Annotated in this window: 28 protein-coding genes; 19 read left to right on the forward strand and 9 right to left on the reverse strand. The window is 50.9% G+C overall.

Annotated features, from left to right (window positions below; translation table 11 throughout):
• Positions 1-136 precede the first annotated feature (136 nt).
• From AC3ZFK_RS06735 to AC3ZFK_RS06745, 3 genes are all read left to right on the forward strand, one after another.
• Positions 137-502: a SpoIIAA family protein gene (locus tag AC3ZFK_RS06735; RefSeq protein WP_487507146.1), complete on the forward strand. Its 366-nt coding sequence runs from the start codon at positions 137-139 to the stop codon at positions 500-502.
• A 200-nt stretch (positions 503-702) separates the two neighbouring features.
• On the forward strand, positions 703-1260 hold the full coding sequence (locus AC3ZFK_RS06740) for a hypothetical protein (protein ID WP_489433757.1): 558 nt from the start codon (positions 703-705) through the stop codon (positions 1258-1260).
• Positions 1250-1795 carry a TlpA disulfide reductase family protein gene (locus AC3ZFK_RS06745; protein WP_489433758.1) on the forward strand — a complete coding sequence of 182 codons (546 nt, stop codon included), beginning with the start codon at positions 1250-1252 and terminating at the stop codon, positions 1793-1795. Before AC3ZFK_RS06740 ends, AC3ZFK_RS06745 begins: the two co-directional genes overlap by 11 nt.
• A 161-nt stretch (positions 1796-1956) precedes the next feature.
• Here AC3ZFK_RS06745 and hypF read toward each other — a convergent pair whose 3' ends face one another.
• The 9 genes from hypF to AC3ZFK_RS06790 all read right to left on the reverse strand — a co-directional run bounded on the left by hypF (position 1957) and on the right by AC3ZFK_RS06790 (position 11224).
• On the reverse strand, positions 1957-4299 hold the full coding sequence (gene hypF / locus AC3ZFK_RS06750) for a carbamoyltransferase HypF (RefSeq protein ID WP_487507143.1): 2343 nt from the start codon (positions 4297-4299) through the stop codon (positions 1957-1959).
• Positions 4296-6014, reverse strand: a complete 1719-nt coding sequence (locus tag AC3ZFK_RS06755; RefSeq protein ID WP_489433759.1) for a hydrogenase maturation protein — start codon at positions 6012-6014, stop codon at positions 4296-4298. Before AC3ZFK_RS06755 ends, hypF begins: the two co-directional genes overlap by 4 nt.
• A 10-nt stretch (positions 6015-6024) precedes the next feature.
• Entirely contained in the window at positions 6025-7074 is a 1050-nt protein-coding gene (gene hypE, locus AC3ZFK_RS06760; RefSeq protein WP_487507141.1) for a hydrogenase expression/formation protein HypE, read from the reverse strand.
• 165 nt (positions 7075-7239) lie between these two features.
• Positions 7240-8385 carry a hydrogenase formation protein HypD gene (gene hypD / locus AC3ZFK_RS06765; protein ID WP_487507140.1) on the reverse strand — a complete coding sequence of 382 codons (1146 nt, stop codon included), beginning with the start codon at positions 8383-8385 and terminating at the stop codon, positions 7240-7242.
• Complete coding sequence (locus AC3ZFK_RS06770) at positions 8382-8624, reverse strand: HypC/HybG/HupF family hydrogenase formation chaperone (protein ID WP_487507139.1); 243 nt, start codon at positions 8622-8624, stop codon at positions 8382-8384. The genes hypD and AC3ZFK_RS06770 overlap by 4 nt, the downstream gene beginning before the upstream one ends.
• A complete protein-coding gene (locus AC3ZFK_RS06775; protein ID WP_487507138.1) occupies positions 8624-9784 on the reverse strand; it encodes a nickel-dependent hydrogenase large subunit in 1161 nt (386 codons plus the stop codon). The genes AC3ZFK_RS06770 and AC3ZFK_RS06775 overlap by 1 nt, the downstream gene beginning before the upstream one ends.
• 1 nt (position 9785) lies before the next feature.
• Positions 9786-10646: a hydrogenase nickel incorporation protein HypB gene (hypB, locus tag AC3ZFK_RS06780; protein ID WP_487507137.1), complete on the reverse strand. Its 861-nt coding sequence runs from the start codon at positions 10644-10646 to the stop codon at positions 9786-9788.
• The gene (gene hypA, locus AC3ZFK_RS06785) at positions 10639-11004 is read right to left on the reverse strand and encodes a hydrogenase maturation nickel metallochaperone HypA (protein WP_487507136.1); all 366 of its coding nucleotides are present in this window, start codon (positions 11002-11004) and stop codon (positions 10639-10641) included. The genes hypB and hypA overlap by 8 nt, the downstream gene beginning before the upstream one ends.
• Entirely contained in the window at positions 10997-11224 is a 228-nt protein-coding gene (locus AC3ZFK_RS06790) for a HypC/HybG/HupF family hydrogenase formation chaperone (protein WP_487507135.1), read from the reverse strand. Before AC3ZFK_RS06790 ends, hypA begins: the two co-directional genes overlap by 8 nt.
• A gap of 106 nt (positions 11225-11330) precedes the next feature.
• Here AC3ZFK_RS06790 and AC3ZFK_RS06795 point away from each other — a divergent pair, with 106 nt between their 5' ends.
• The 16 genes from AC3ZFK_RS06795 (at position 11331) to AC3ZFK_RS06870 (ending at position 25329) form a co-directional block, all read left to right on the forward strand.
• Positions 11331-11801: a hydrogenase maturation protease gene (locus tag AC3ZFK_RS06795; protein WP_487507134.1), complete on the forward strand. Its 471-nt coding sequence runs from the start codon at positions 11331-11333 to the stop codon at positions 11799-11801.
• Positions 11794-12198, forward strand: coding sequence for a hydrogenase expression/formation C-terminal domain-containing protein (locus AC3ZFK_RS06800; RefSeq protein WP_487507133.1), 405 nt, complete (start codon positions 11794-11796; stop codon positions 12196-12198). Before AC3ZFK_RS06795 ends, AC3ZFK_RS06800 begins: the two co-directional genes overlap by 8 nt.
• A 147-nt stretch (positions 12199-12345) precedes the next feature.
• Positions 12346-13464, forward strand: coding sequence for a hydrogenase small subunit (locus AC3ZFK_RS06805; RefSeq protein ID WP_487507132.1), 1119 nt, complete (start codon positions 12346-12348; stop codon positions 13462-13464).
• Between the two features lie 2 nt (positions 13465-13466).
• Complete coding sequence (locus tag AC3ZFK_RS06810) at positions 13467-14114, forward strand: hypothetical protein (protein ID WP_487507130.1); 648 nt, start codon at positions 13467-13469, stop codon at positions 14112-14114.
• The gene (locus AC3ZFK_RS06815; RefSeq protein WP_487507129.1) at positions 14111-15385 is read left to right on the forward strand and encodes a (Fe-S)-binding protein; all 1275 of its coding nucleotides are present in this window, start codon (positions 14111-14113) and stop codon (positions 15383-15385) included. The genes AC3ZFK_RS06810 and AC3ZFK_RS06815 overlap by 4 nt, the downstream gene beginning before the upstream one ends.
• Positions 15382-15837 (forward strand): hypothetical protein, encoded by a 456-nt coding sequence (locus tag AC3ZFK_RS06820; protein ID WP_487507128.1) that lies wholly within the window; start codon positions 15382-15384, stop codon positions 15835-15837. Before AC3ZFK_RS06815 ends, AC3ZFK_RS06820 begins: the two co-directional genes overlap by 4 nt.
• A 10-nt stretch (positions 15838-15847) precedes the next feature.
• Positions 15848-17578 carry a nickel-dependent hydrogenase large subunit gene (locus tag AC3ZFK_RS06825; RefSeq protein WP_487507127.1) on the forward strand — a complete coding sequence of 577 codons (1731 nt, stop codon included), beginning with the start codon at positions 15848-15850 and terminating at the stop codon, positions 17576-17578.
• A 24-nt stretch (positions 17579-17602) separates the two neighbouring features.
• Entirely contained in the window at positions 17603-17818 is a 216-nt protein-coding gene (locus AC3ZFK_RS06830) for a HupE/UreJ family protein (RefSeq protein WP_487507126.1), read from the forward strand.
• Positions 17819-17823: 5 nt separating this feature from the next.
• Entirely contained in the window at positions 17824-18966 is a 1143-nt protein-coding gene (locus AC3ZFK_RS06835; RefSeq protein ID WP_487507125.1) for a rhodanese-like domain-containing protein, read from the forward strand.
• A 76-nt stretch (positions 18967-19042) separates the two neighbouring features.
• Positions 19043-19447 (forward strand): hypothetical protein, encoded by a 405-nt coding sequence (locus tag AC3ZFK_RS06840; protein ID WP_487507124.1) that lies wholly within the window; start codon positions 19043-19045, stop codon positions 19445-19447.
• A gap of 11 nt (positions 19448-19458) precedes the next feature.
• Positions 19459-20688 carry a YeeE/YedE thiosulfate transporter family protein gene (locus AC3ZFK_RS06845; protein WP_487507123.1) on the forward strand — a complete coding sequence of 410 codons (1230 nt, stop codon included), beginning with the start codon at positions 19459-19461 and terminating at the stop codon, positions 20686-20688.
• A 182-nt stretch (positions 20689-20870) separates the two neighbouring features.
• The gene (locus tag AC3ZFK_RS06850; RefSeq protein ID WP_487507122.1) at positions 20871-22001 is read left to right on the forward strand and encodes a 4Fe-4S dicluster domain-containing protein; all 1131 of its coding nucleotides are present in this window, start codon (positions 20871-20873) and stop codon (positions 21999-22001) included.
• Positions 21994-22842, forward strand: a complete 849-nt coding sequence (locus tag AC3ZFK_RS06855; RefSeq protein ID WP_487507121.1) for an FAD/NAD(P)-binding protein — start codon at positions 21994-21996, stop codon at positions 22840-22842. Before AC3ZFK_RS06850 ends, AC3ZFK_RS06855 begins: the two co-directional genes overlap by 8 nt.
• On the forward strand, positions 22839-23603 hold the full coding sequence (locus tag AC3ZFK_RS06860; RefSeq protein ID WP_487507120.1) for an NADH-quinone oxidoreductase subunit B family protein: 765 nt from the start codon (positions 22839-22841) through the stop codon (positions 23601-23603). Before AC3ZFK_RS06855 ends, AC3ZFK_RS06860 begins: the two co-directional genes overlap by 4 nt.
• On the forward strand, positions 23600-24898 hold the full coding sequence (locus AC3ZFK_RS06865) for a Ni/Fe hydrogenase subunit alpha (protein WP_487507119.1): 1299 nt from the start codon (positions 23600-23602) through the stop codon (positions 24896-24898). Before AC3ZFK_RS06860 ends, AC3ZFK_RS06865 begins: the two co-directional genes overlap by 4 nt.
• Positions 24895-25329, forward strand: coding sequence for a hydrogenase maturation protease (locus tag AC3ZFK_RS06870; protein ID WP_487507118.1), 435 nt, complete (start codon positions 24895-24897; stop codon positions 25327-25329). Before AC3ZFK_RS06865 ends, AC3ZFK_RS06870 begins: the two co-directional genes overlap by 4 nt.
• The last annotated feature ends 185 nt before the right edge of the window (positions 25330-25514 follow it).

The raw sequence follows: 25514 nt of genomic DNA on the forward strand, positions 1-25514 counted from the left end.
ATGGGGTGGCTTTCTGTTGTGGCTGTTTCTCCGCGTTAGCGGCTCCGTACAACAAGTCAATTAACGGCGACCGCAAAAAGCGCGTCGCGTTATTTCAAACGTTAGTTATCAAAGTTACCCATTAATAGGAGTGTTTATGTTTAAAGTAATACCAAACGGTATAAATCGTTTAGATATCGAGCTGAGTGGAAAGTTGAATGCTGAAGATATGAAAATTGCATTAGACGATCTTGTCAGCAAGTCGAAGAACATTGAAAATGGCAAAATGCTATATGAAATTATCGACTTTCATCTTCCGTCATTTGGTGCAATTGGAATTGAATTTTCTCGTCTTCCTGAAATGTTTGGGCTTATGAAAAAATTTGACCGCGCAGCGGTATTGACTGATAAGACTTGGTTAAAGAAAGTAAGTGAATTTGAGGGGGCTTTGTACCCAGGTCTAGAAATTAAGGCTTTTAATAGAGACCAAAAAGTGGAAGCAGAAGCTTGGTTGTCGAGTTAGGTTGGCATTAGTCGCTAAACATAGTTAACAAATGGGTCGAGTTGACGTGGGGGGCTTTTGGTTCTTTTAAGCTGTGTGGTGGGTTGGAGTTTCGTGGCTTCGTGTATTTTCAGTTATGTCCCCCGCGCAACTCACCTATACCGTTAGCTTAAAAAGTTCAGTTAACAGTAAATTCTTGTGGTAATAAGTGGTCATATGTCATGAATAAGGTAAAATCAGTAATATCAATTTTTGCCATCTTTTTTCTTGGTTTTTGCTTGGCTGAAGAAAGTGAAAATATTAATAGGCCCAACACTTGGGAAAAATCTCAGCATGGTGTTACTGTTTCACTAAAGCAGTTGCATCCTGACCAAGTTGATGCTTTTTATATTGGTCGTGGTTTCACCATGGATCAAATAAAACCTTATACAAAAACATGTGTTTACACTGTAGTAATGCGTAATGACAAAGCATTAAGCCGTATTCACTTTATTCGTAGTTATTGGAAAGCAAAAAATAAAGAAAATGAACAGGCGATTAAAAAAAGTTCTGAATGGCTCTCTTTATTTAAGGTAAAAAAAGTAACTCCTTCAGCCTTAATTGCTTTTCGTCTTGCCCAGTTTCCAGAGGAACAAGAATATGAACCCAATGGAGACTGGAATCAAGGCATGCTGTCTATAAATATGCCTGCTGGGAGTACGTTTGACCTAATGGTTTATTGGGATATGAAAGGAATACCTTATAAACTAAAATTAAAAGAGGTTCATTGTGCTAAATAAGAGGCACATTAAGCTATATCAATCAATAATTTTATTATTGTTCGCAATAACTTGTAATAGTCAAGCAAAAGAACCCCCTTTGACGCATAATCTGACGGCTGTAAAAACACAAATATCAGCTCCTGCCTTAAAATTACAAAATATGGATGAGGAGTTGACTGATATAAAGGCAATGAAGGGTCAGACCATTGTTATTAATTTTTGGGCCACATGGTGTCCGCCTTGTCGTCGAGAAATGACTTCACTAGAAAAACTATATTTAGAAACAAAAGATAAAGATATTGTTGTTTTAGCTGTAAATATTGGTGAAGATATTGAAACGGTATTTTCGTTTATTAATAGCATAGAGCCTTCGCCAACATTTCCTATTCTATTTGATACAGATGCTTTAATAATGGAACAATGGAATGTTATTGGGTTACCTACTACTTATGTAGTAAACCCAAGAGGTATGATTGCTTACAAAGCTATTGGTGGACGTGAGTTTAATCATCCTGATATCTTGGAAAAGGTTATAAACCTAAAGAAAAATTAAAACAACAAAAATAAACATTGGGGCTCTATATTTTTAGACTCAAAAGGCTCAATATTTGGTTGGTATGGAAGATTTGAGTAGAACTTTTTTGTTGCTAAATGATTGGTGATTAAATCTAACATTGATTGCTATAACGGTCGATTATCTGCGGCACTGATTTTTTAAAGTTGTTGTGCAGCAGCAATGGCAGCTTGTCCGATAGCGATTCCCTGATCATTGGTCGGGATTTTGGATTGACTAAGTACGGTATAGCCTCTTTGAGTTAAAGACTGCTTACACCCCTCCAGCAGCAACCTGTTCTGGAAAACACCACCGACCAGTGCCACTGTAGAGAAAGAGTAGCTACTGGCGAGTTGAGTGGTGGTTTCACAAAGTGCTGAGATCAAACCGTGGTGAAAACGGGCAGCAATGGTGGCCGGCATGGTCTGGTTGCGCAGATCATCCAGAATAGCCTGCCAAAGTGGTTGCCAGTCAATGGTTAGCAGGTCGCCTTGAAAAGAGTGCTGGTGAGGGTAGGCAGAATCCATTTGTGTATCAAATTGTGAGCTTGCAACAGATTCAAGTAAAATAGCGGATTCAGCTTCAAAATTATTTATTTCTCTGTTTAGTCCTATGGCTGCAGCGACAGCGTCGATCACTCTGCCACAAGATGAGCTTAAGGGGGAGTTGATCTGTTGATCGATCATCTGGCGAATGGTCTTGAGTGGTTTCTGCTGTAGATAGTGGATCAGCTCTAACCCGGAATAGTCGTTGGAGAGCTGCTCCCAGTCAAAAAAATGGAGCAGGTGTGCCAGGCTGTTTCGCCACGGTTCCCGGTTGGCGTGGTCCCCTCCAGGCAGAGCCACTTGGGTAAAAGATGCGATGCGCCTGTAGTCCTGAAATCCCGCTAACAGAAACTCACCTCCCCAGATTTCACCAGAGTCACCATAACCGAGTCCATCCAGTGTGATTCCGAGTATCGGGGGATGGTCCAGAGGAATGCTGTTTTCGACCATACAGCTGGCAACATGTGCATGATGATGCTGTACCTCAATCAGCGGAAGTTGTTGCTCGCTGGCCCACGCGCGTCCCAATTGGGAAGAGCTATAGTCTGGGTGGCGGTCCACCACAATGGCTTGCGGAGAATGGCTGAATAACTGTTGGTAGAGCTGGACGGTATGTTGGTATTCGTTGATTGCTGCACTATTTTCAAGATCTCCGATATATTGCGAGAGGATGATGTCCTGATTGCGGAGTAGTGCAAAACTGTTTTTGAGTGCTCCTCCCATTGCCAGCAGTGGTGGACTGTTTTCAAAACCAGCCGGAAGCGGTATCGATTCCGGTGCCATCCCTCTTGCGTAGCGGAGGGTTCGGCTGTCACTGCTACTGTTCGAGAGTAGAACAACAGAGTCATCAACTCGATTGATAATCTCCCGGTCATGCATCAACCAGAAGTCGGCAATCCCGGCAAGCTGACGCCGGGCTGAATGGTTGCTGATACATTGTGGTTCGGAACTCTGGTTTCCTGAGGTAAGGACAATCGGGTGGTCGAGCTGATCCATTAATAGGTGGTGGAGTGGTGTGTAGGGGAGCATAAAGCCGACCGTCTGCTGCAGTGGTGCGAGCGAAGATGCAAGAGAGTCTTCATCCATTCGTTGATCAAGAATGACAATGGGGGCACTACGGCTCTCCAGTAGCTTGTGCGCGGATTCCGGTATCTCTGCGTAGCGTTCAATCGCGCCGCAATGTTTTGCCATCACCGCAAAGGCTTTATTGACCCTCTTTTTTCGTGCCCGCAACAGTGCAACCGCCTGTTCACTGGTGGCATCACAGGCCAGATGAAAACCACCCAACCCTTTGATTGCCACAACCTCTCCTGCACGGATTTTCTCTGCAGCCAAGAGAATTGGGTCGCCGTCGAGAGTGATTCCTGATCGATCTTCTAACCAGAGTTGAGGGCCACACTCTGCACAGCAGTTGGGTTGTGCATGAAAGCGACGATCTGCAGGGTCTTCATACTCAGTCTGACAGGCCTTACAGAGAGTGAATTTTGACATTGAGGTATTGACACGATCATAGGGGATTGCCTGAATGATCGAGAGACGGGGACCACAGTGGGTGCAGTTGGTAAAAGGGTAACGGTAGCGGCGATTGGTTGGGTCAAAGATATCTTTGGTGCAGTCAGGGCAGGTCGCAGCATCGGCAGTAATATGGGTTGTAACCGCTCCTCCATGGCTCTCTACAATGGTAAAAAGGTCCGGTTGAATTCCAGAGAGCGGGGTCGTTGTGATCTGTTCAATAATAGCCAGAGGAGGCGGCTCTTGCTGTAGTTGATGTAAAAAATGGTCAATCTGCTGCTCTCTTCCCCAAACCTCAATCGTTACCCCGGAAGCGTGGTTCCAGACAGAGCCGGTAAGTCCGTTTTGTTTGGCTAAATTCCAGACCGTGGGACGAAAGCCCACCCCCTGCACAACACCGGATACAGAAACAGAGCGACCAATATTGATAGGGGGGGGCTGTTTCAAGATCGGGTGGCCCCCTGCGGTCTACGGTGAAACGCGATGGTGGCAGGTGTTCTCGATTTCGCGATCTTATGAACAAAGTTGTAGCGTGCAATATGGTAGCTGGGGTCAAAACCATAGAAGTTCAGCCGCATCTTTTCCAGCTCAGTCTCACGATAACGGGCGAGCGGTTTTGTCTGTTCGTCCTCAATACGTTGTTGGCGTCTCTGTTTCATCTGCCGGTCAAAATCGGGTTGGTTAATCAGTTTCTTGACCTCATTTTTACAGCTGTTTAAGAAAGAGTCATGTGGGGTATCAAACTGTTGATCAATAAGTCCTAATCGGCACGCCTCTTCAGTTCCCATCGGTAGTCGAGCCTGAGAGATCTGTTGTGCATGCTCTACACCGGCATGTTTGGGAAGTAGATAGCTCCAATATTCAGAACCATAGAGGTTTCCCATGTCCTTGTAGTGGGGGTTGAGGATAACCCCTTTTCTGGCCCAGATGAGATCAGCTGCACGAGCGAGAAAGAGCCCTCCAGCGGCGGCATTGCCCCGTACTGCACTTATGATTAGGTGGTGATCACTCTGGAGAATCTCCAGGGCTAGATCATCCATCGCGTTGATGTTCTCCCAGGAGGCATCTGCAGGGCTTTGGGCTGCTTCAATCTGGTTGAGACACATTCCGTTAGACCAGTAGTTTTCGCCGCCCAGAAGCAGGATAGCGCGGGTAGAGCGCCGTTTGGCCTGTTGCAGGGCTCGCTGTAGTTGCTGACAACGGGCAGTGCTCATAGCGCCATTATAAAAGTTGAAGTGGATCAGGCCGACACCACTCTCCTCTTCATAGACAATCTCCCGATATCCACTCTGCATTGCGGATGAATAGTGAACCTCTTCGAGGGGTGGGTGGCTGTTCAGTTCATTAGCCAGTAGTTGAGTGGCGGGTAGCTTAAAAGGGTGGCTGCTCTGTTGGTCTTTCAGGTGGCCAATCCACACGCCTTTACCATCTGCTGTGGCGCGACAGAGCGCCGGGCCAGAACGGGCGATGATTTCACCGGGAGAGCCACTGAGTTGCTCTTCCGGTTGTGCGTCATAAAGGTAGAGTGGATGCCCAAAGAGGGAGTCCAGCAGACCGGGAGAGCCATCTGCACTGTTAATCTTGCGCAAAACACTCTCTTGGCTATCCTGTTGCCAATCGATTCGGCGCGCTTGCTGACTCATCAACGGTTGTTCATTTCTGCGTCGTCCCTCTGGAAGAGAGGTCTGGGGCTGAGGTGAAATAGAGCCGGTTTCAAATTGTCGGATTGCTTGCAGGGTTACTTTTGAGGCCGCATCAGTCACCTCCTGGTGGTAGAGCGCCGCCTTGGTTGTGTTACGCATCGGAAAGGTTTCGAAACCCCAGATATCACCACCATCCAGTGTTGCATTGGCCTGAAGCAGAGTGACGCCCCATAATTTTTCCTGCTTGAGTAGTGCCCAATCCAGTGCTGAAGGGCCACGGTCACCCGGAGGGCCGGGGTGGAGGATAAGACAGGGGAGTTGTCTCCAGATGGTCTCTGGGATTCTGCGCTTGAGAAATGGTGCGATCAGCAGATCGGGTTGGAACAGTGAAATCGCCTCAGCTGTGATCTCATCGTGAATATCCAGCTCAACAGAGGTCTGATAACCCGCCTCACGCAGGTCGACAAAGAGTCGTTGTGTCAACCCGTTAAAACTGTGCGCCAGAAGCAGAATTTTCAACCGGGGTTCCTTAACATATTCTTGGCAACTGCTCTCCAACCAGCCAGTCGACCACCCGGTTCCCACCAAAGCTGGTCTCTAGTTGTACAAACCCCATCTTATCTTCAATGACTTCTCCAATAATGGCTGCATCTTTTCCGTTAGGGTGCTGTTGCATTGTGGTCAGCAGCTTGTCGGCATGCTCAGCCGCAGCAATACAGATCAATTTACCCTCATTGGCTACATAGAGCGGGTCTAATCCCAGTAGTTCACAGGCAGCGTTGACGGCGGGCTGAATCGGTAACTGTTTTTCAATAATGCGCATACCAACAGCGGACTGTTTGGCCAACTCATTTAGTGTGGTTGCAAGACCACCACGGGTTGGGTCACGTAGACAGTGGATGTCAGGTACGGCAGCGACCAGATTGGCAATCAGACCATGTAGTGCGGCAGAGTCTGATTCAATGGTGGTCTCAAACTCAAGATTTTCCCGGCTGGAGAGGATAGCAACCCCGTGATCCCCTAAAGTACCACTGAGTAGTATTTTGTCGCCCGGTTGTGCGCGATCTCCTGCAATGTTGACCCCTTCAGGCACAATGCCAACTGCTGTCGTTGTAATAAAGATCCCATCTCCACTGCCTCGTTCCACCACCTTGGTGTCTCCAGTCACCACAGGAACTCCTGCTTTGGCAGAGGCTTTCCCCATGGATTGAATAATCTGTTCCAGCTCCGAGAGAGGAAATCCCTCTTCCAGAATAAAACCGGCGGCCAGGTAGAGTGGTTTGGCACCCGACATGGATACATCATTGAGTGTGCCATGAATAGAGAGTGAACCAATATCACCACCGGGAAAAAAGAGTGGAGAGATCACATGCCCATCAGTACTGATCGACATACGACCGACTGGAACCGGAAAAGTAGCCTGATCATTTGCCTGTCGTAGCAGCTCATTGTCAAAGTGGTGGACAAAAAGCTCATCAATCAGTTGGGCCATGGCCCGACCACCACTACCGTGGGTCATATCAACGTAGCCATTTTTCAGGTCGAGTTTATAGCCGTAATGTTTGGGATGAGAAGTCATGTTGATTGTCATATATTGATGTAGTTGTCTCAGTAAGGTCTTTATGGTTGAAGTGTACTATGTTGTCAAAAATGAAACTGATTCCACCAAGGGATGAAAATGGTAGTGACTCTTCCTCTGGTGGCTAAAGCGGATGCTGATGAGGCGAGCGCTCGTCGTGAGAGATCACTCTGAAGCGGTTTCCGGGGAGATGTTGCGGAACCGACCATAGCTCCAGTAGGCGGCGCAGGCCCCTTCAGAAGAGACCATACAGGACCCCATCGGGTTTTCTGGAGTACAGACAGTACCAAACAGTTTGCAATCGCTGGGACGTTTCGCGCCACGTAAAATAGCGGGGCATTCACACCCTTTGATCTCTTTGGATTCGATGTCCGGGATGTTGAAACGCTGTTCCGTATCAAATTCATTAAAAGGCTGTTTAATTCGTAATGCACTATAGGGGACCTGCCCCAAGCCACGCCACTCAAACAGAGGACGCAACTCAAACAGTTCGGCGACCAGTGTTTGTGCCTTCATATTTCCGTCACGACTGACTACTCGATGGTACTCGTTTTCTACCTCGTAACGTCCCTCATTGAGCTGTTGTATTAACATCAGCGTCGACTGCATAACATCGAGTGGCTCAAAACCGGCAATCACAACAGGACGTTGAAACTCCTCAGCAAAGAACTCATAGGGACGACTGCCGATAATTGCGCTGACATGAGAGGGGCCAAAGAAACCGTCAATAGAGACGGTGCCAATCTCACGAACCTCAGGAGACTCGAGAATGTTTTGAATAGCTGCGGGAGTGAGGACATGGTTACAGAATACAGTGAAGTTTTTTAACCCTTCCATTGCGGCCTGTTTAATGGCTACAGCAGTGGGTGGGGTCGTGGTCTCAAAACCGATAGCAAAGAAGACCACTTCACGCTCCGGATTTTCCCTTGCAATTTTCAGGGCATCTTGTGTCGAGTAGACCATACGCACATCGGCCCCTTGAGCTTTTGCTTTGAGCAGACTTTTTTGATGGCTAGCAGGTACTCGCAACAGATCACCATAACTACAGAGAATCACATCTTCCTGTTCCAGCAGATAGAGTGCTTGATCAATACGTGCCGTTGGGAGTACACAGACAGGACAACCGGGTCCATGGACAAAATGTACATTTTCTGGCATCAAATCCGGTACACCATAACGGAAGATAGCGTGGGTATGACCTCCACAAAACTCCATCAGGTTATAGTGGCGACCTGAATCAGCAGCACGCTGGATTTTACTGGCAAGTTTCTGTGCCAGCTCCCCGGAGCGGAACTCATCAATGTATCTCATTTTAGTGGTTCTATGGTTTCTAAATTCCCCATCTCAGCAAATAGTGCCAGTGTCTTTTCGGCTTCGATGGTATCCACTTTGCTGAGGGCATAACCGACATGTAACAGAACATAATCACCCACTGCAATCTCCTCTACCAATGCCAGCGAGATCTCTTTATGGATACCATCGATTGAGACCGTTGCGCTCTGTTGATCAGCAGAGATGGTGGTAATTTGAGTTGGGATAGCGAGGCACATCAGTGTTCAGTTTCAGTCGGGTTGAGGGTTAAATCATAACCAACACAGGGATCAATTGCATGGATGATCAGAGCAGCCTGCTGCTTTACTGTTGCAGTGTTTGGCTCTAGTTGACGCAATGCTTGCGAGACCACACCTTGTGGGTGAAAATTCCACTCGGTTGGTGCGAGGATCTGGTAACGGATAACTTGGCTGTTTTCGACCGCAACACGATGCAGTAACTGTCCCCGGGCTGCAGTGCTGAGACCGACCCCTACAGAGGAGTGATAAGTGGCTATGGAAGGGGGAGGAGCGGGATTGAGCAGCTGTGTTAGTTGCTGAAGTAGCTCTGTAAGGCGAGCGACAGATCGGGTTAATAGTCCATTTCCGTAATGGGTGTAGAGGATTTCCAATAGTGGGCTCTGGGTACGACTGAATGGGGTGGTCTCTCTGGGGATAGCTTTCCATAGAGGTTGGGCGACAAAATCAGCTTGATCGAGCAGTTGATGGATCAAGTCAACCTCCAGAGAGGGTAATGGTGAGCTATCACACTCTCCGAGATGGCTCCAGCCAGCACGCTCAAGCTGTTGGATAAAGCGGGTTGCAACGGTTTCTTGCTGTAGGCTCCAGCTCCAAAAATCATCGAGGCTGGTTATGGATTCCCACTGTGCGATCGGAACTCCCAGTAATGAGTGCTCTACAATCTCGATAAGCTGTTGCTGGAGGGTAGAAACCACTACAGTATCAGATGGAGAGAGTTGAGGTTGGAGTTGGAAGGGAGAAGTGTCCCCTGTTAATGCCTGTCGCATCTGCTGTTGTAGTGTCATCACCCTTGCCATGGTCTGTTCGGATGGAGGCTCGCCAAGTGAATCCCCCCACCCCAGCAAGGTTCTCCAGAGGTGTTCGCGGATGGTTTCCAATGCAATCAACTGTTGCCGAATTTTTTCGCTCTCTGTTGAAGGGGACAGTTCAAGCGCCTGTTCACAGGCTCGTACAGCCGCCGCCGCCTGGGCTGTACCACAAATACTGAAAAGCAACGGAAGTGCTTTGAGTGTTTCATCGATAGATTTTCCATGAAACATCTGACAAGCATGTACCGGCCGGGTAGAGTCAATGGTGACGTGATGGGTATTATCCTCGGTCGGGGATAAGGTGATTGCAATGCGTCCCTCCAGATTCATCTCAGGAGTGGTGGTGATCGTGGCTGTGGGTATGGTCGTGGCTATGGGTGTGCTGATGGAGTGCCACTCCGTCCGGCTGCAGTGCAGGCGTTAAGGTGGCTCCGCTAGCAAGATGTCTACGGTAGTGCTGCAGCGTATGGCGTAGCCAATTCAGCCAGCGCTCCAACCCTTCGCCACTCTTTGCGGAGAGAGAGATCATCTCAGCAGGGTTGGAGAGTTCTCGCAGGTACTGTTCCGCCCGTTCTGGCTTAAACTCTTCCAGATAGGGGAGCAGGTCGGTTTTGGTAAGTAACATCAGGTCTGCAGCGCGGAAAATGACCGGATATTTAGCGGGCTTATCATCCCCTTCGGTCACCGAGAGCAGAGTGATATTACGGTGGTGTCCCAGGTCAAAACTGGCAGGACAGACCAGATTACCCACATTTTCGATAAACAGGATGTCGAGATCCTCCAGTGTGAGCTGGTGGAGTGCATCATGAACCATGTGCGCATCAAGATGGCAGGCGCTCCCCGTCGAGATTTGACAGGCGGGCACCCCTTTTTTACGGATACGGTCCGCATCATTTTCGGTCTCCAGATCCCCTTCAATGACACCAATGTTGAACTCGTCCCCCAATGCATCAATGGTGGCCTCTAGCAGAGCAGTTTTCCCGCTTCCGGGAGAAGACATCAAGTTGATCGCCAGCAGCTGATGCTGGTCAAAATGTTGGCGGTTGTGCATCGCCTGATGGTCATTCTCATGTAGCAACCCCTGTAGAACTTCTACCGCTTCACCGCCACTGCTGGTTTTGGAGAGCTTGCCATCATTGACAATCAGATGCTCATTGCCCGGGGTGATATTGCATCCACACGTGTCACACATTCTCTCTCTCCGTAGGTTTGTCTAGCTCTATACTCTGTAGCAGCATCTCATCGCCACTCACAAGCTGTGTTCTCCACTCTCCGCAGTGGCTACAGACCATGCGATTGGCCTTTGCGCTACTCTCTCTGTCACAACTCGGACAGTATATGGTAATCGGCATCTCCTCAATTTCAAGTCGAGCCTCTGCAGCAATGGTGTCGGCACTGGCGATGGTCCAGGCATTGATCAACAGAGGTGTTTCAACCCCGGAAAGTGATCCGATTTTCAGTTGAATCAGTGTAACCGCAGTGGCCTGATGTTGTTGAGCAATGGTTTCAACCTGGGAGAGGATCGATTGACAGACGGATAGCTCATGCATGTGGCTGACTCATCTCATCATACAGCTCCCAGGCTACACGAGCCTCTTCCTCGCTCACTTTCTGGATCGCCTGTCCAAGATGGCTCACAATATAGTCCCCTACAGCCAACTCTTCGTATTGCAGCATAAACAGATTGACCTCGCGTTCAAACCCTTTCGCTTCGCAAGTGGCGATGAAACGGTCGATACTTTTGATCTGCATGGGGATTCCGAAGCACATGATGTAGAGAATAGTAGGTGAAATGAATATAAAGTAAAACGGTTGATTAAATCAGGATCTAATCTACTGTATTGTGTGGGTATGCGCCACGAAAATGGAAAAGATGATGAAAAAAATATTGGTTTTAGGTTTAGGCAATACACTGTTGGGTGATGAGGGGGTGGGTGTGCGGGTGATCGAACGGCTTGCGACAGAGGCATTGGCACCTAATGTGGAGCTGATGGATGGAGGAACCTTGAGTTTTACTCTGGCAGGGCCCATTGCAGAGGCTGATCAGTTAATTGTAGTAGATGCAGCCAATCTGCAGAAAGAGAGTGGAGCGGTGCAGTGTTTTGTCAATGAGGCGATGGACCACTTTATAGGCACAGGAAAAATGAGCAGTGTGCATGAGGTGAGTCTGCTGGACTTGCTCTCTATCACTGCGCTTAGTAGTGATCTGCCGGTGCCAAGAGCACTGGTTGGGGTGCAACCGGATTTTGTCGATTGGTCTGAAACCTTAACACCTGCGGTAGAGGCTGGCGTTGAGCAGGCAGCTGATCAGGTGAAAAAACTGTTGAAGGAGTGGTCTGATGAGTAGTCTGGATCAGATTGCGGTCAAGCTCGTTGAGAAGGACCGTTCAGATATGGTGCGTTCTATTTTGAGTGAGGTTGTAACTCTGCTGGAACGTTGGCTTGAGCAGGGAGAGCCGGGCATTCTGGATCTCAAAAGCCTGCCTCTCTCTCCAGCTGACAATCAACTGCTTGAAGAGACTCTGGGTAGGGGAGAGCTGACCATTTCGATGGATGTGTTGGGTAGCAGTCAGATGGTCGAAACGGCATTTTCAGGTGTCTGGTATGTGACACATCGAAATGAGCAGGACCAAGTGCTTGTTAAGCAGATTGAAGTGATTGATATTCCATCGATCGTTCTACCGCAGCACTCAGAGGTGCTCTCTGCGCTCGAGCGTTTAAAGTCGAAACTAAACAATAACTGACTGTTTTACTGGTATATTTACATATTAAAAATGTGTGAATATGGTTGACAAAATTTAATTTCGAGGTATATCTATAACGAGGTATATCTATAGAGTGATAGAGGTGTATGCTTTATAGCATTAACGAATGTTTTTACGGAGTCAGTCATGAGTCAGAAGAGACGCAGTAGTAGCGAAATCAGTGAGACCTTTGCCGATCACCTGGAACAACATGGCGTAAGCCGGCGTGGCTTTCTGAAGTTCTGTAGCTCTATGGCAGCCGCATTGGCACTGCCAGCAGGTTCAGCAGATGTGATGGCTAAGGCCTTGTCTGCAGCAAAACGGCCAACGGTGATCTGGCTCTCTTTTCAAGAGTGTACAGGCTGTACCGAATCGATCACCCGTTCACATACCCCAACCATTGAAAATCTGATTTTTGATTTTATCTCACTCGACTACCACCATACCTTACAGGTTGCAGCAGGTCACCAGGCCGAAGAGGCGCGTGATGTCGCAATGAAAAATGCCTATGGAAAGTATCTGCTGATTGTTGATGGATCGATCCCGACTAAAGATGGTGGCGTCTACTCAACCATTGCAGGTAGAACTAATCTCAATATGTTGGAAGAGGTTGCTGCAGGGGCAGCCGCGCTGATCTCAGTGGGTACCTGTGCCGCCTATGGTGGATTGCCAATGGCGAATCCGAACCCTACCGGAGCGGTAGCAGTGACCGATATTGTGAAAGATAAGCCGGTGATGAATATCCCCGGCTGCCCACCCATCGGTCTGGTGATGACCAGTGCAATTGCCCACTTCCTCACCTTTGGACGTCTACCTGCGATGGATGATTTGGGTCGACCCAAGGCCTTCTATGGCGACAGTATTCATGACCGCTGCTATCGCAGAACCTTCTATGATCAGGGGCTGTTTGCTAAAGCCTTTGATGATGAGGGGGCGCGTAAAGGGTGGTGCCTCTATGAGCTGGGTTGCAAAGGGCCAACCACCCACAACGCCTGCGCCACCATGAAGTGGAATGAGGGGACCAGCTTCCCGATTGAGTCTGGTCACCCCTGTCTCGGCTGTTCGGAGCCCAATTTCTGGGATGCGGGCAGTTTCTATGAGGCACTCTCGGTTCCTCAAGGGCGTGTCGGTGAAACGGTACTCAAGGCAGCTGCCGTTGGTGTCGGTGTGGGTGTAGCGGCTGCGGCACTGAACCGAAGTAAAAAGAGCGCTGCAGTGGAGGGGCGTGAAACCATGACAGTTGAAGATCTGAAGAAAGAGTCCTGATCATGGAAGTCAATGAACTATTGATCTGGGCACGTGGTCCCGCCTTCAACATGGCGTTGGCAATCTTTGTGTTTGGGATGCTATTGCGGCTGTTTGAAATTCTCAGTCTGGGAAGAAAGGCTGACCTGTCTGTAGCACGTGATAGCGGGTTTAGTGGCGGATTACGCACCATCTTTAGCCGATCCCTGCCACGCAAAACAGTGTTCGCTCGTGAGCCGCTACGCATCCTGAATGGCTATGTTCTCCATATCGGTCTATTTGTAGTGATCCTTTTCTATCGTCCCCATATTGAGCTGCTTGGGCTGGATTTGGCGGGGCTCTCCTCCAGTGTGGTTGACGCAGTTACGGTAGTCACTATTCTTTCACTGTTTGCGGCACTGTTGATGCGACTCTATAGCCCTGTATTACAGCATATCTCTACCGTAGGGGACTACCTTGCATGGCTGCTTACACTGCTGCCACTGATTACCGGTTATATGGCCTATCACCACTTGATGCTCGACTATACGCAAATGTTGGCTTATCACATTCTGAGTGTAGAGTTGCTGTTGGTGCTGGCACCATTTACCAAATTGACCCATATGTTCAGCTTTGTACTAGCGCGTTGGTACCAAGGCTATCTCGCAGGACGCCGAGGAGTGGCATCATGAGCAAGCCATCGATTCAAAAAGGGATTCAGTTTATCAAGGCGCAGATTGATGCGCCGGTTGCCAGCTTCTTTAGCTCTTGTGTCCATTGTGGACTCTGTGCCGAGGCGTGTCTCTTCTACACGGAGACGGAAGACCCTAAACAGACTCCCATTAACAAAGTGGAACCCATGCGCCGCATCTGGGAGCAGGAGTACACCGTGCTGGGGAAATTGAAATCCGCACTGGGTCTCTCTAAACCAGTTGACGAAACCACCTTCAAACAGTGGGAGACACTGGTTTATGATGGCTGTTCTCTTTGTGGACGCTGTTCGGTGGTCTGTCCGGTGGGTAATGATATTTCCGGCATGGTGCGCAAAATCCGTGAAGGGTTTGCTGCGGCCGGTTATGCGCCACCGGATCTGATTAGTGCCACCCAACGCGCGGTGGAGATTGGTAGTCCCATGGGGGTTAAATTGCCAGCAGTGAAGGCGCAGCTTCGCCATCTGGAAGAGGATACTGGACTTAAAGTGACGCTGGATCAGCAGGGTGCGGAATATATGGTGCTGCTCTCTTCAATGGAGATTATGAATTTTCCAGAATATCTGGAGGCCATTGCCCGCATTATGAAACAGGCTGGTAAAACCTGGACCATCGCTTCCACAGCATTTGAGGCAACCAACAGTGGTATCCAGATTGGTGTCTCCGATCTGGCCAAGGTGATTGTGTCACGTATTGTTGATGCAGCCGAAGAGTTGGGTGTCAAAACAGTGATCAGCCCAGAATGTGGGCATGCCTATACTGCAGTGCGCTGGGAAGGGCCTAACCTGATTGGCCGACCCTACAAATTTGAGGTGAAACATATTCTTGAGGTGCTGGATGAGTTTACCAAGGATGGGCTGATCCGTACCGAAGGGATGGAAGAGGCCCGTTTAACCTACCATGATCCCTGCCAGATCGCTCGCAAAGGGGGAATTGTTGAAGAGCCACGTCGTCTGCTGAATCAGGTTGCAAGCAACTTTGTTGAGATGAACGATACAGGTGCAATGAATTGGTGCTGTAGTGGAGGTGGTGGTGTCAGTGCTAATGAACGTGCTGAAGAGCTCAAGTTTGCTGCATTCAACCGTAAAAAATCGCAACTGGATGTATTGAAGGTGGATACACTGGTTACAGCTTGCGCCAACTGCCGTTTGACCCTGGAGGAGGGGTTGGAACATAACGGTATGGATCTGCCTGTAATTGGCTTAACAGAGATGGTTGCAGAACATCTGGTGGAAGAGGAGCCAGCATCATGAGTGCCATCAGTAATGACATGGAATTCCGTCAAGCTTTGGAAGCTCTGAGTCTGCAACAGCAGCGCCTTATCGGTGCCCGTTTTGTAACCAATGTACTCTCCCTGAGTGAGGATGGGCGTCTGCAAAAGGTGGTTGAGGCGGCGACTAGCGAGGGAGACTTAGAGAGCGCCTTTAAAACGGCGAAACGTGTCAGCCTGGAGGCGCATACCCGTTGTGGTACTGAAGGAGACTGGAATGACCAGGCGGGGTATTTTGTGGCGCGTGGTGCAGAGGCAATTGTTGAACCACAGGTACGTACTGCTGGAAAGAACCCAGCCTGGAAAGCGGCGATGCAGTGTCGGATGGCACGTACCTGTCTCGCCTCGGAATCGGATGAAGATACTCATGACCTGGAGACAGAGGCACAGTATCAACTATTGAATGATTATTTAGAGAACGTTAACAATCCATGAGGAGTTCCCCATGAGCGAACGCATTGTTGTAGATCCAATTACACGAATCGAGGGCCACCTGCGTATAGAGGCGCAGATGGATGGCGACAAAATCGGTGCAGCCTACTCGTCAGGAACGATGGTGCGCGGCATTGAGAATATCCTGAAAGGGCGAGATCCGCGAGATGCCTGGGCCTTTACCCAGCGTATATGTGGTGTCTGCACACTGGTGCATGGTATCGCCTCTGTGCGTGCCGTCGAGGATGCACTCAACTGGGAGATTCCAGCCAATGCGCAACTGATCCGAAATCTGATGATCGGAGCCCAGTATGTGCATGACCATGTGATGCACTTCTATCACCTGCATGCACTGGACTGGGTTGATGTGGTCTCGGCACTGAGTGCAGATCCCAAAGCGACCTCGGAGCTGGCACAGTCACTCAGTAGCTGGCCAAAATCCTCTCCTGGATATTTTGCCGATATTCAGAAACGGGTGAAGAGCTTTGTAGAGAGTGGGCAGTTGGGGATCTTCTCCAATGCCTACTGGGGACATCCCGCCTATAAACTACCGGCAGAAGCCAACCTGATGGCCGTGGCCCACTATCTGGAGGCACTGGAGTGGCAGCGTGATGTAGTGAAGATTCACGCCATTCTGGGTGGTAAAAATCCACACCCCAACTTCCTGGTGGGGGGGGCGCCAGTTGCGATCAGTACGGAAGATACCGGTAATACCGCTCTCAATATGGATGGCCTGATGACCATCAAGGGTGTAATTGAGAAAATGCAGACCTTTGTGGATCAGGTCTATGTACCCGATACCCTGGCTGTAGCCGGCTTCTATAAAGACTGGTTTGCCAGAGGTGAGGGGGTTGGCAACTTCATGGTGATGGGTGACTTCCCCGCCAAGGGAAATAATGATGTCGATAGCTTTCTGGTTCCACCGGGCATAATTATGAATCGAGATCTCTCCACCATCCATGACTTTGACTTGAATGACTCCAGCCAGATTCGTGAGTATGTGGCCCACTCCTGGTATGACTATAGTGGCGGCAAGAATGAGGGGCTACACCCCTATGACGGTGAGACCAATCTCAACTACAGTGGACCCAAACCACCCTATGAGCATCTTGATGTAGAGAAGTCCTACTCCTGGTTAAAATCACCCCGTTGGAAAGGTAATGTGATGGAGGTAGGCCCGCTGGCACGTGTATTGGTGATGTATGCCAAGGGACATGAGCAGACGGTAGAGCTGGCTAATTATGCCCTGAAGACACTGGATGCACCGCTGGAGGCGATGTTCTCCACCCTAGGGCGTACCGCAGCGCGTACACTGGAGACCAAGATCTTTGCCGACAATATGATGGATTGGTACGGTTCTCTGGTGGCCAATATCAAGGCGGGCGATCTTGCTACCCATAATCAGAAGCTGTGGGATCCAGCCGACTGGCCCAGTGAGGCACGCGGTGTTGGCTTTACTGAGGCACCACGCGGTGCACTGGCCCACTGGATTGTGATCAAGGATCAGAAGATTGATAACTATCAGGCGGTCGTGCCCAGCACTTGGAATGCCGGGCCAAGGGATGACAAGAATCAGCCGGGGCCTTATGAGGCGGCACTGGAAGATCGTCACACCATGCACGATCCCAAGCAGCCGTTGGAGATCTTGCGTACCATCCATAGTTTCGACCCCTGTATTGCCTGCGCGGTCCATGTGACCGATCCGGATGGGGATGAGCTGGTTCAAATTCAGGTTACCGGTTAGTAATAAAGATAAAGGTGTAGAAAAATGAACAGGATTTATAAAATATTTAGCTTGATTGCACTATTGTCCCCGACTGCTGTCGTGGAGGCACATCCGGGTTTAGACCACGTAGGGGGGGTGTTGGATGGTGTCATCCACCTTTTGAGTAGTGCAGACCATTTACTACTGTTGTTAGCTGTTGTGGGTGTCGGTGCTCTACTGCTGAGTCGAAAAATACTTCCGCCGACGATAAAGAAGTGAAGAGAATGATAAGAATTCAACGGACTTTAGGATTGCTGGTATTGCTGTTTGGTCTTGTCGCCCTGCCCTTGGGCGGCGTCCAAGCTCAGCTGACCGATAAAGCGTTCAAGCAGTATCCGAGTATCGTCGACTACAAGGCATTCAAGGAGCTGGCCGTCATCCCGGTGCGCAAGGACGTGGCGATCATCGATGCCCGTCCGGCCCGCAAAAAATATAACAAGGGCCATATCCCCGGCGCGATCAGTATCCCCAACACCTTCTTCAACAAGATGGTCGGCAAGCTGCCTAAGGACAAGAAAACAAAGCTGGTGTTCTACTGCGGCGGCTACAAATGCCCGCTCAGCCATAAGTCGGCGTTCAAAGCCGAGAAGCTCGGCTATACGGACATTGCGGTATTTGCTGCCGGGTATCCCGAATGGAAAAGCCACGGCAATTTCATCTCGGTGGCGGCACCTTGGGTTAAAAAGGCCATGGAGAAGCAGAAGATCACCCTGATTGACGCCCGTCCTACCAAGAAGAAGTACAACAAGGGCCACGTGCCCGGGGCGATCAATATCCCTAACACCTTCTTCGACAAGATGGCCAATCGGTTGCCCGCCGACAAGAAGTCCCCTCTGGTGTTCTATTGCGGCGGCTTCAAGTGCCCGTTGAGCGTCAAGTCGGCGAGTAAGGCTAAGGCGCTCGGTTACACGGACGTCAAGCTGTTCCAGGCGGGCTATCCGGCCTGGAAGATGGCCTTCGGTCCTGGTGCTAAGGTTGACGGTGGCACGAAAGGTAGCGCGGCCAAGCCGATGATCGCCAATCTGGTGGTTGGCCCCGAAGGCGGCACCATTACCTTCGCATCGTTTAAGGAGATTATCGCAAAGGCGCCTGAAAGTGTCTTTCTGGTAGATGTCCGCGATGCCGGTGAATACGGCAAAACCCATTTCCCGACGGCAGTCAACATCCCGGTGGAGGAACTGGAAGGCAAACTCGGTACATTGCCGACCAACAAGCCGATTATCTTCATCTGTGCCACGGGGGCGCGTAGTGGCGAGGCCTACGACATCGTCAAGTTGCTCCGCGAAGACATCACGCAGGTCTACTACCTGGATGCGGAAATCGAGTACGCCGATGGTGGCACTTACACGCTCAAAACAGTCCAATAGAGGCTAATCGGCGGAGCGGCTGAATATTTTCGCCGCCCTTGCCAAATCCACTCTAAAGGGAGGAATGAAGAACGCAATGAAACCCAAGAGCTTCTTTTTTGACTTTTCGCTAGCTGGCCTGGCGCTGCTAATAGCAGCCGATGCCTGGGCCGCCGGCGCCAACTGGAAAATTGGACGGGTCTACAATCGTTTAGTCTGTAATGCCTGCCATCGAGTCGATGACGGGAAGGTGGTGTCGCCGGTCGATCGCACCCAGGCCGAATGGAAGGCCTACTTCAAGGCTGACGCCCATGACAAGACGGGGAAAACCAACGGCTCGGCCAAATATTATGCCAGCCAGGCCTACCGGGGCAGCATTAAGGACACCAACAAGGCGGCCGCCAAGTTTCTGCCGATACCCGACGATGTGATGACCGGGCACGTGGTCGAATTCTATCTCCATGGAGCTAAGGATTCGGACACCCCGTCGCGGTGCCAGTAGGAGTTTAGGGTATGCAGGACAGCTGGATTAGCGGATTGCGAGACGACCTCAACAAGGCCTTTGTTGAGGAATGGTCTCCCTATTTCGGGGCCTTGGCTTTGATCGCAGTGGTAGTTGCCCTGATGACCAGTGGTCTCTTCTGGAGTGTTTACGGTGGGTTACACCTGTGGGGCAACTGGTTCAATGAGCTGGTTGGGCTGAATGCCCTGCTCAATGCTTCGCCCAAGCTCGAAGACCCGCTGATGCATCGTATCTCCCTGCTCGATATCACCCTGGTGCTTGGTGCCTTCACCGCCGCCCTGCTGTCCCGCCAGTTTCGCATCAACCGGGCACCCAAGGCCGAGTATTTTCGCGGCGCTGTCGGTGGCATTCTCATGGGCATCGGTGCCACCCTGGCCGGGGGTTGCACGGTTGGCGGTTTCTTTACGCCGTTGATCTTCTCCTCACCCGCCGGTTGGACCATGGGGGCAGGACTGTTGATCGGCGCCTTTATCGGCCTGAAAATCCTGCTCTGGTCGCTCGAGGCGATAACCTGGGGAAATGATGCCCCCATGCCCCGCGGGGCGTCCCGGTCGCTAACCCGGATTTATCCGTTCGTCGGCGTTTTGGTGTTCCTGCTGATCATCGCCTGGGCGTCCTCCTGGTATCTATCTGGCGAAAAGATGCTGGTCCAGCGCGGCATCGTCATCCTCTGCGGCTTCGCCCTCGGGTTCATTCTCCACCGCTCGCGGTTCTGCTTTTCCCGTGCCATCCGCGAGCCTCTGATGACCGGCGAAGGGGCGATGACCAAAGCGACTATCCTGGCTATCGCAGTAGGCGCCCTGCTGGCCTCCATCCTGTTCCAGCGCGGCCAACTCGACCCCTATCTCGCCATCCCGGCAACCTTCTGGCTCGGTTCTGGGCTAGGTGGGGTAATTTTCGGCATCGGTATGATTCTGGCGGGCGGCTGCGCTTCCGGGTCCCTGTGGCGCATGGGCGAAGGGCACCTCAAACTCTGGGTCGTTGTCTTCTTCTTTGCCTGGAGCGGTGCGACTTTTGGCACCGTGGTCAAAAAATGGGACCTGATGACCGCCGAAATGAATCTCGATCTTATTGAAGTAACCAAGGTCGGGCAGCAGGCCTTTTTGCCAGACCTACTCGGTGGTTGGTCGGCGGCCTATGCGGTGACGGGGCTCCTTCTCACTCTCTGGTATGTCGCGGTTCGTTACAACGAGACGACGGAGAAGTTCACCGTCATTTAAGCTAAACCTTTGCTCTTACCGGATGTTTCCCTAGAATGCTCAAAACAGCGACGGGGTAGCGCTATGCTGGCACAGCAAATGTACGAATTTCGGAACTGCCTTCATGAAGACGATTTTTTAGTAGAGTTTCTCGTTGCTCTTACTCTCCTTGAAAATAGTGATGGGTACGATAAGATCGATGTATGAAACAGGGCGTGGGTGGTTCTTCAACAATACAGTTTCTGCCTGCGGCGCAGCTTGAAGCGCTGTTTGATCAACTTAAGGCGTCTGGTTACTCCGTGATTGCGCCAATGGTTGCAGATGGCGCGGTGCTCTATCGCGAGACAACAACAGTCACTACGCTGCCGCAAGGGGTCATGGATGAGCAGCGGCCAGGCCACTATCGTCTCCACGCCAGTCATACACCGCAACGATTCAGTTGGAGTAGTGGTCTGCAGGGGATCAAGTCGGCCCTGTTTCCACCGGAGGAGCCTCTGTGGCAGGCCAAGAAGAGTGGCGATGGTAATGTTCAATTCAGTGCTATTGAGGCAGCCTCAAAACCGATCGCACTGTTTGGGGTACGAGCCTGTGATCTTGCCGCCACCGAATTGATGGATCGCCATTTTCTGCGCAGTGGTGCAGAAGATCCGTGGTATCGACACCGACGCTCCAACCTGCTCTTGATTACAGTCAGCTGTAGCCGTGCCTCGGAGAGCTGTTTCTGTGCATCCACTGCAACAGGGCCTGAACCGGAGCAGGGGTTTGATCTGCGTCTGGATGAGTTGGAGTCGGGATTTCTAATTCAATCCGGTAGCGAGAGGGGGCGCGAAATTCAGGCTGCATTACCGTTGAATCAGGCCTCCAGTAAACAGTTAGCGCAGGCTGCAGCGCAGTTGCATAAGGTGGTTGAGCAACAGACACGAGCCATGGCTGCCAATGATTTTCGCCCCCATTTTGCTAATCAGCAGGAGAGCCCGATCTGGAAACAGATTGCAGAGCGTTGTCTGGGGTGTGGAAACTGCACGGCTGTCTGCCCCACCTGTTTCTGTCATCGAGAGGAGGAGGCCCCAAGCTTAGACCTGCAGAGCAGTACCCATCAGCGGGTGTGGGACTCCTGTTTCAGTGAAGCGCACAGTCAGCTCCACGGTGTTCCCGTGCGTACAGGGCGGCGTGAGCGTTATCGACAGTGGATGACCCATAAACTGGCAGGGTGGCATGATCAATTTGATGAAAGTGGTTGTGTCGGTTGTGGGCGCTGCATCACCTGGTGCCCGGTGGGGATTGACCTAGTTGAAGAGTCTGCCCGTTTTGTTGCAGGGGGGAACGATGAATAGCCATACTCATCCATCCAGAGTGCCGATGGCTGCCGAGCTGATCGAGCGACGACAGGAGAGCAGTGATGTGTTTACCTTGCAGCTGCGTCTGGTGGATTCACAGCAACGAGAACAATACCGATTTCAGCCGGGACAGTTTAATATGGTCTACCTGCATGGCGTGGGTGAGGTGGCAATCTCTATCGTCTCGGATCGGGAAGATCCAACCCTGTTGAATCACACCATTCGTGCAGTGGGGCGGGTCACCCGTGGGCTGGAGCAGTTGCAGACGGGCCAACAGATTGGTCTGCGTGGCCCCTATGGACGAGGCTGGCCGATGGAACAGGCCAAGAGTAAGGATCTGGTGGTTGTGACCGGTGGATTGGGCTGTGCCCCCGTTGTAGCAGCCATTCATGAGGTCGAACAGCAGCGTGCAGCGTATGGACGATTGGCGATTATTGAAGGGGTACGCCACCATCAGGATTTGATCTATCCAGACCGCTTTCACCATTGGGAGCAGATGGAGCGTACCGATGTGGTGCTCTGCTGCAGCCATGACAAGGCGGCCCCGTGGCCATGGCATACTGGTCGGGTGACTGCTCATCTCGATCAGCTGGGGTTTGATCTGCCGGATGCTGTGGCAATGCTCTGTGGGCCGGAGGGGATGATGGCGGCGGCTGCAGAGACATTAATACAGCAAGGGATGTCCGGGGATTCAATCTGGCTTAGCCTGGAGCGCAACATGCAGTGTGGAGATGGTTTTTGTGGTCACTGTCAGCTCGGTAGCCATTTCGTCTGCAGGGATGGTCCGGTCTTTAACTGGAGTGAGATTGGTGGTGCATTGAAGGTGAAAGGGCTATGAGTAGATCCGCTATCAGTAGGCCCACAGTTGCAATTCACAAGTTCAGCTCCTGCGATGGCTGTCAGCTTGCCTTTCTCAATATGGGAGAGGGGTTGATTGATTTGACTTCACAGATTGAGATTGTCCATTTTGCAGAGGCGGGGATTGTTGCTGTAGATGCTGATGCCGATATCACCTTTGTTGAGGGCAGTATCTCTACTCCGGAAGACCTGCAACGTATTCAACAGATACGAGCGCGTAGTGGAATGCTGATCACTATAGGGGCTTGTGCGACCTCAGGTGGGATTCAGGCCCTGCGTAATCTGCAGGAAGAGGATTGGTGTGCCAGCCTCTATGCTACCCCGGAGACGATCGCATCTCTTGCGACCTCTACCCCCATCGCAGATCATGTCAAAGTGGATCTCGAACTTTGGGGGTGCCCCATACGTAGTGAACAACTGCTGCCTGTGTTGAGTGATCTACTACGTGGTGTGGTGCCGGGAAAGATGAACGAGCCGCTCTGTCAGAGCTGTAAACGCAGTGGGGCAATCTGTACTGTTGTGAGTCAAGGCAAGCCCTGCATGGGGCCGGTAACCCAAGGTGGTTGTGGAGCCATCTGTCCGAGGTTGGGGAGAGATTGTTATGGCTGCAGTGGTCCTGTCCATGATTTTAATAGAACTTCTTTAGAGCGATGCTTTGAAGGGCTGGGGCTGTTGCCCGATGCGATAGAACGGCGTTTTAAGATGATTCACTCCTCGCCGTTCACTGGAGAAGAGCCATGAATGAGCAGCAGACCATCAAAATTGAGGTTCCAGTGCTGGCCCGTGTGGAGGGGGAGGGCGCACTGGATCTGGTGATCAAAGACCAGACAATTGAGTCACTGGCACTGCGCATCTATGAACCGCCGCGCTACTTCGAGAAGTTCCTGGAGGGCCGCTCCGTAGAAGAGTTGCCAGAGATGGTGGCGCGGATCTGTGGAATCTGTCCGGTTGCCTACCAGATGAGTGCCGTATTGGCGGTAGAGTCTCTGTTTGAGGGCGAAGTCAGCCCATGGGTTACACAGATGCGTCGTCTCTTCTACTGTGGAGAGTGGATACAGAGCCATAGCCTCCATATTCATCTGTTGGCAGCGCCCGATTTTCTCGGACATGAGCATGCCATCTCGATGGCGAGTGAGTATCCGGATGAGGTGCGAAGAGGATTGCGCCTGCAGGGGTTGGGGAACCGCATCATTGCACTACTGGGGGGGCGCTCTGTCCATCCGGTTGGGGCGCGTGTGGGTGGTTTTCACCATGCTCCTTCCCTTGATGAGGTCTCAACGTTATTGGAAGAGGCGAAACAGGCCATTGTGGATGCAGAGGCACTACTGCACTGGTTGGTGACAATTGAGCTACCACAAGAGGCGCAGGATTTTGTCTCAGTTGCACTGACAGAAACAGGGGCATATCCGGTGATGGGAGAGACAATCGTCTCGAACCAGGGATTGGAACTACCGATCCAGCAGTTTGGAGAGCGTTTTCAAGAGCTACAGGTGCCACACTCCACCGCATTTCATGCACTGTTGGATGGAGAACCCTATCTGGTGGGCCCCTTGGCGCGCATCAATCTCCACTATTCACAGTTACTGCCTGCGGTGAAATCACTGTGTGAGACGCTAGAGATCCATTTCCCCAGTCAAAATATGTTTGATAGTGTGGTGGCGCGTGGTGTAGAGCTATTGCAGATGGTTCATGAGTGTGTCTATTTGCTGGAGCAGTATCAACTGCCATCGAATTCATGGAGTGCATTTACACCCAAAGCGGGCGTTGCCTATGGGGCCACCTGTGCGCCACGTGGCATGCTCTGGCATCGCTATCAAATCGATGCGGAAGGGATTATTCAGTCTGCACAAATTGTCCCACCAACCAGTCAGAATCAGGCACGGATAGAAGCGGATCTGCGGACCTCACTCAACCAGTTCGGACTGGACCAGTCAGCGGAGGCGATCAAGCTGCATGGCGAACAGGTAATCCGAAACTATGACCCCTGTATCTCCTGTGCCACACACTTTCTTGATTTGCGCATGAAGCGGGTATGAAGCGGGCAGTGATCGGGGTTGGAAGCCCGTTTGGTGCAGACTGGTTTGGTTGGCAGGTGGTTGATCAGTTACAGAATATCCTGGATCAGGCAGAGATAGGGTATTGTAAGCTCGATCGACCGGGAAGTGCCCTGTTACAGCAGATGGAGGGCTATCAGCAGGTGGTGCTTGTAGATGCCATTCAAACTGATTCAGATCGGGCGAGCGAACTGATTGTGCTGGATCAGCCGCAGTTATTAAAACTGTCTCAACAGAAGCGTTCAACGCATGCACTGGGTATAGCTGAAACAGTTGCACTAGGAAATGTATTGAACGATCTCCCTCCACAACTCCAGTTAGTCGGTGTCGGTGTGGTGGACTTAAAATGTGAAGTCGATGAAGCGCTTGTAAAGCAGGGTGTTGAACAGGTGTTAGCGTTGCTGAAGGTGTAAGCAGAGCTACACCTTCAACAGAGATCTTGCTCCGGTCTAACCCCGTGAGTCGCCATACCCGTTGTATTGTAACCCCCATCCACATAGGTGATCTCCCTGGTCATACCGGAGAGTTCTTCTCAACACCAAAAACAACCACCAAAATGGGCAGGTCTGTACTTTTGCACGCAAAAAGAAAGACCTGC

The sequence above is a fragment of the Candidatus Thiopontia autotrophica genome (assembly GCF_982804495.1).

Bases quoted from the DNA above. Each gene is read 5' to 3' on its own strand.
- AC3ZFK_RS06775 (WP_487507138.1), bottom strand. From the start codon at position 9,784: ATGAATCTGGAGGGACGCATTGCAATCACCTTATCCCCGACCGAGGAT.
- hypB (WP_487507137.1), bottom strand. From the start codon at position 10,646: ATGTGTGACACGTGTGGATGCAATATCACCCCGGGCAATGAGCATCTG.
- AC3ZFK_RS06805 (WP_487507132.1), top strand. From the start codon at position 12,346: ATGAGTCAGAAGAGACGCAGTAGTAGCGAAATCAGTGAGACCTTTGCC.
- AC3ZFK_RS06790 (WP_487507135.1), bottom strand. From the start codon at position 11,224: ATGTGCTTCGGAATCCCCATGCAGATCAAAAGTATCGACCGTTTCATC.
- AC3ZFK_RS06835 (WP_487507125.1), top strand. From the start codon at position 17,824: ATGATAAGAATTCAACGGACTTTAGGATTGCTGGTATTGCTGTTTGGT.
- AC3ZFK_RS06820 (WP_487507128.1), top strand. From the start codon at position 15,382: ATGAGTGCCATCAGTAATGACATGGAATTCCGTCAAGCTTTGGAAGCT.
- AC3ZFK_RS06795 (WP_487507134.1), top strand. From the start codon at position 11,331: ATGAAAAAAATATTGGTTTTAGGTTTAGGCAATACACTGTTGGGTGAT.
- AC3ZFK_RS06870 (WP_487507118.1), top strand. From the start codon at position 24,895: ATGAAGCGGGCAGTGATCGGGGTTGGAAGCCCGTTTGGTGCAGACTGG.
- AC3ZFK_RS06800 (WP_487507133.1), top strand. From the start codon at position 11,794: ATGAGTAGTCTGGATCAGATTGCGGTCAAGCTCGTTGAGAAGGACCGT.
- hypA (WP_487507136.1), bottom strand. From the start codon at position 11,004: ATGCATGAGCTATCCGTCTGTCAATCGATCCTCTCCCAGGTTGAAACC.
- hypD (WP_487507140.1), bottom strand. From the start codon at position 8,385: ATGAGATACATTGATGAGTTCCGCTCCGGGGAGCTGGCACAGAAACTT.
- AC3ZFK_RS06810 (WP_487507130.1), top strand. From the start codon at position 13,467: ATGGAAGTCAATGAACTATTGATCTGGGCACGTGGTCCCGCCTTCAAC.
- AC3ZFK_RS06840 (WP_487507124.1), top strand. From the start codon at position 19,043: ATGAAACCCAAGAGCTTCTTTTTTGACTTTTCGCTAGCTGGCCTGGCG.
- hypE (WP_487507141.1), bottom strand. From the start codon at position 7,074: ATGACTTCTCATCCCAAACATTACGGCTATAAACTCGACCTGAAAAAT.
- AC3ZFK_RS06850 (WP_487507122.1), top strand. From the start codon at position 20,871: ATGAAACAGGGCGTGGGTGGTTCTTCAACAATACAGTTTCTGCCTGCG.
- AC3ZFK_RS06830 (WP_487507126.1), top strand. From the start codon at position 17,603: ATGAACAGGATTTATAAAATATTTAGCTTGATTGCACTATTGTCCCCG.
- AC3ZFK_RS06815 (WP_487507129.1), top strand. From the start codon at position 14,111: ATGAGCAAGCCATCGATTCAAAAAGGGATTCAGTTTATCAAGGCGCAG.
- AC3ZFK_RS06845 (WP_487507123.1), top strand. From the start codon at position 19,459: ATGCAGGACAGCTGGATTAGCGGATTGCGAGACGACCTCAACAAGGCC.
- AC3ZFK_RS06825 (WP_487507127.1), top strand. From the start codon at position 15,848: ATGAGCGAACGCATTGTTGTAGATCCAATTACACGAATCGAGGGCCAC.
- AC3ZFK_RS06735 (WP_487507146.1), top strand. From the start codon at position 137: ATGTTTAAAGTAATACCAAACGGTATAAATCGTTTAGATATCGAGCTG.
- AC3ZFK_RS06865 (WP_487507119.1), top strand. From the start codon at position 23,600: ATGAATGAGCAGCAGACCATCAAAATTGAGGTTCCAGTGCTGGCCCGT.
- AC3ZFK_RS06860 (WP_487507120.1), top strand. From the start codon at position 22,839: ATGAGTAGATCCGCTATCAGTAGGCCCACAGTTGCAATTCACAAGTTC.
- AC3ZFK_RS06770 (WP_487507139.1), bottom strand. From the start codon at position 8,624: ATGTGCCTCGCTATCCCAACTCAAATTACCACCATCTCTGCTGATCAA.
- AC3ZFK_RS06855 (WP_487507121.1), top strand. From the start codon at position 21,994: ATGAATAGCCATACTCATCCATCCAGAGTGCCGATGGCTGCCGAGCTG.
- AC3ZFK_RS06740 (WP_489433757.1), top strand. From the start codon at position 703: ATGAATAAGGTAAAATCAGTAATATCAATTTTTGCCATCTTTTTTCTT.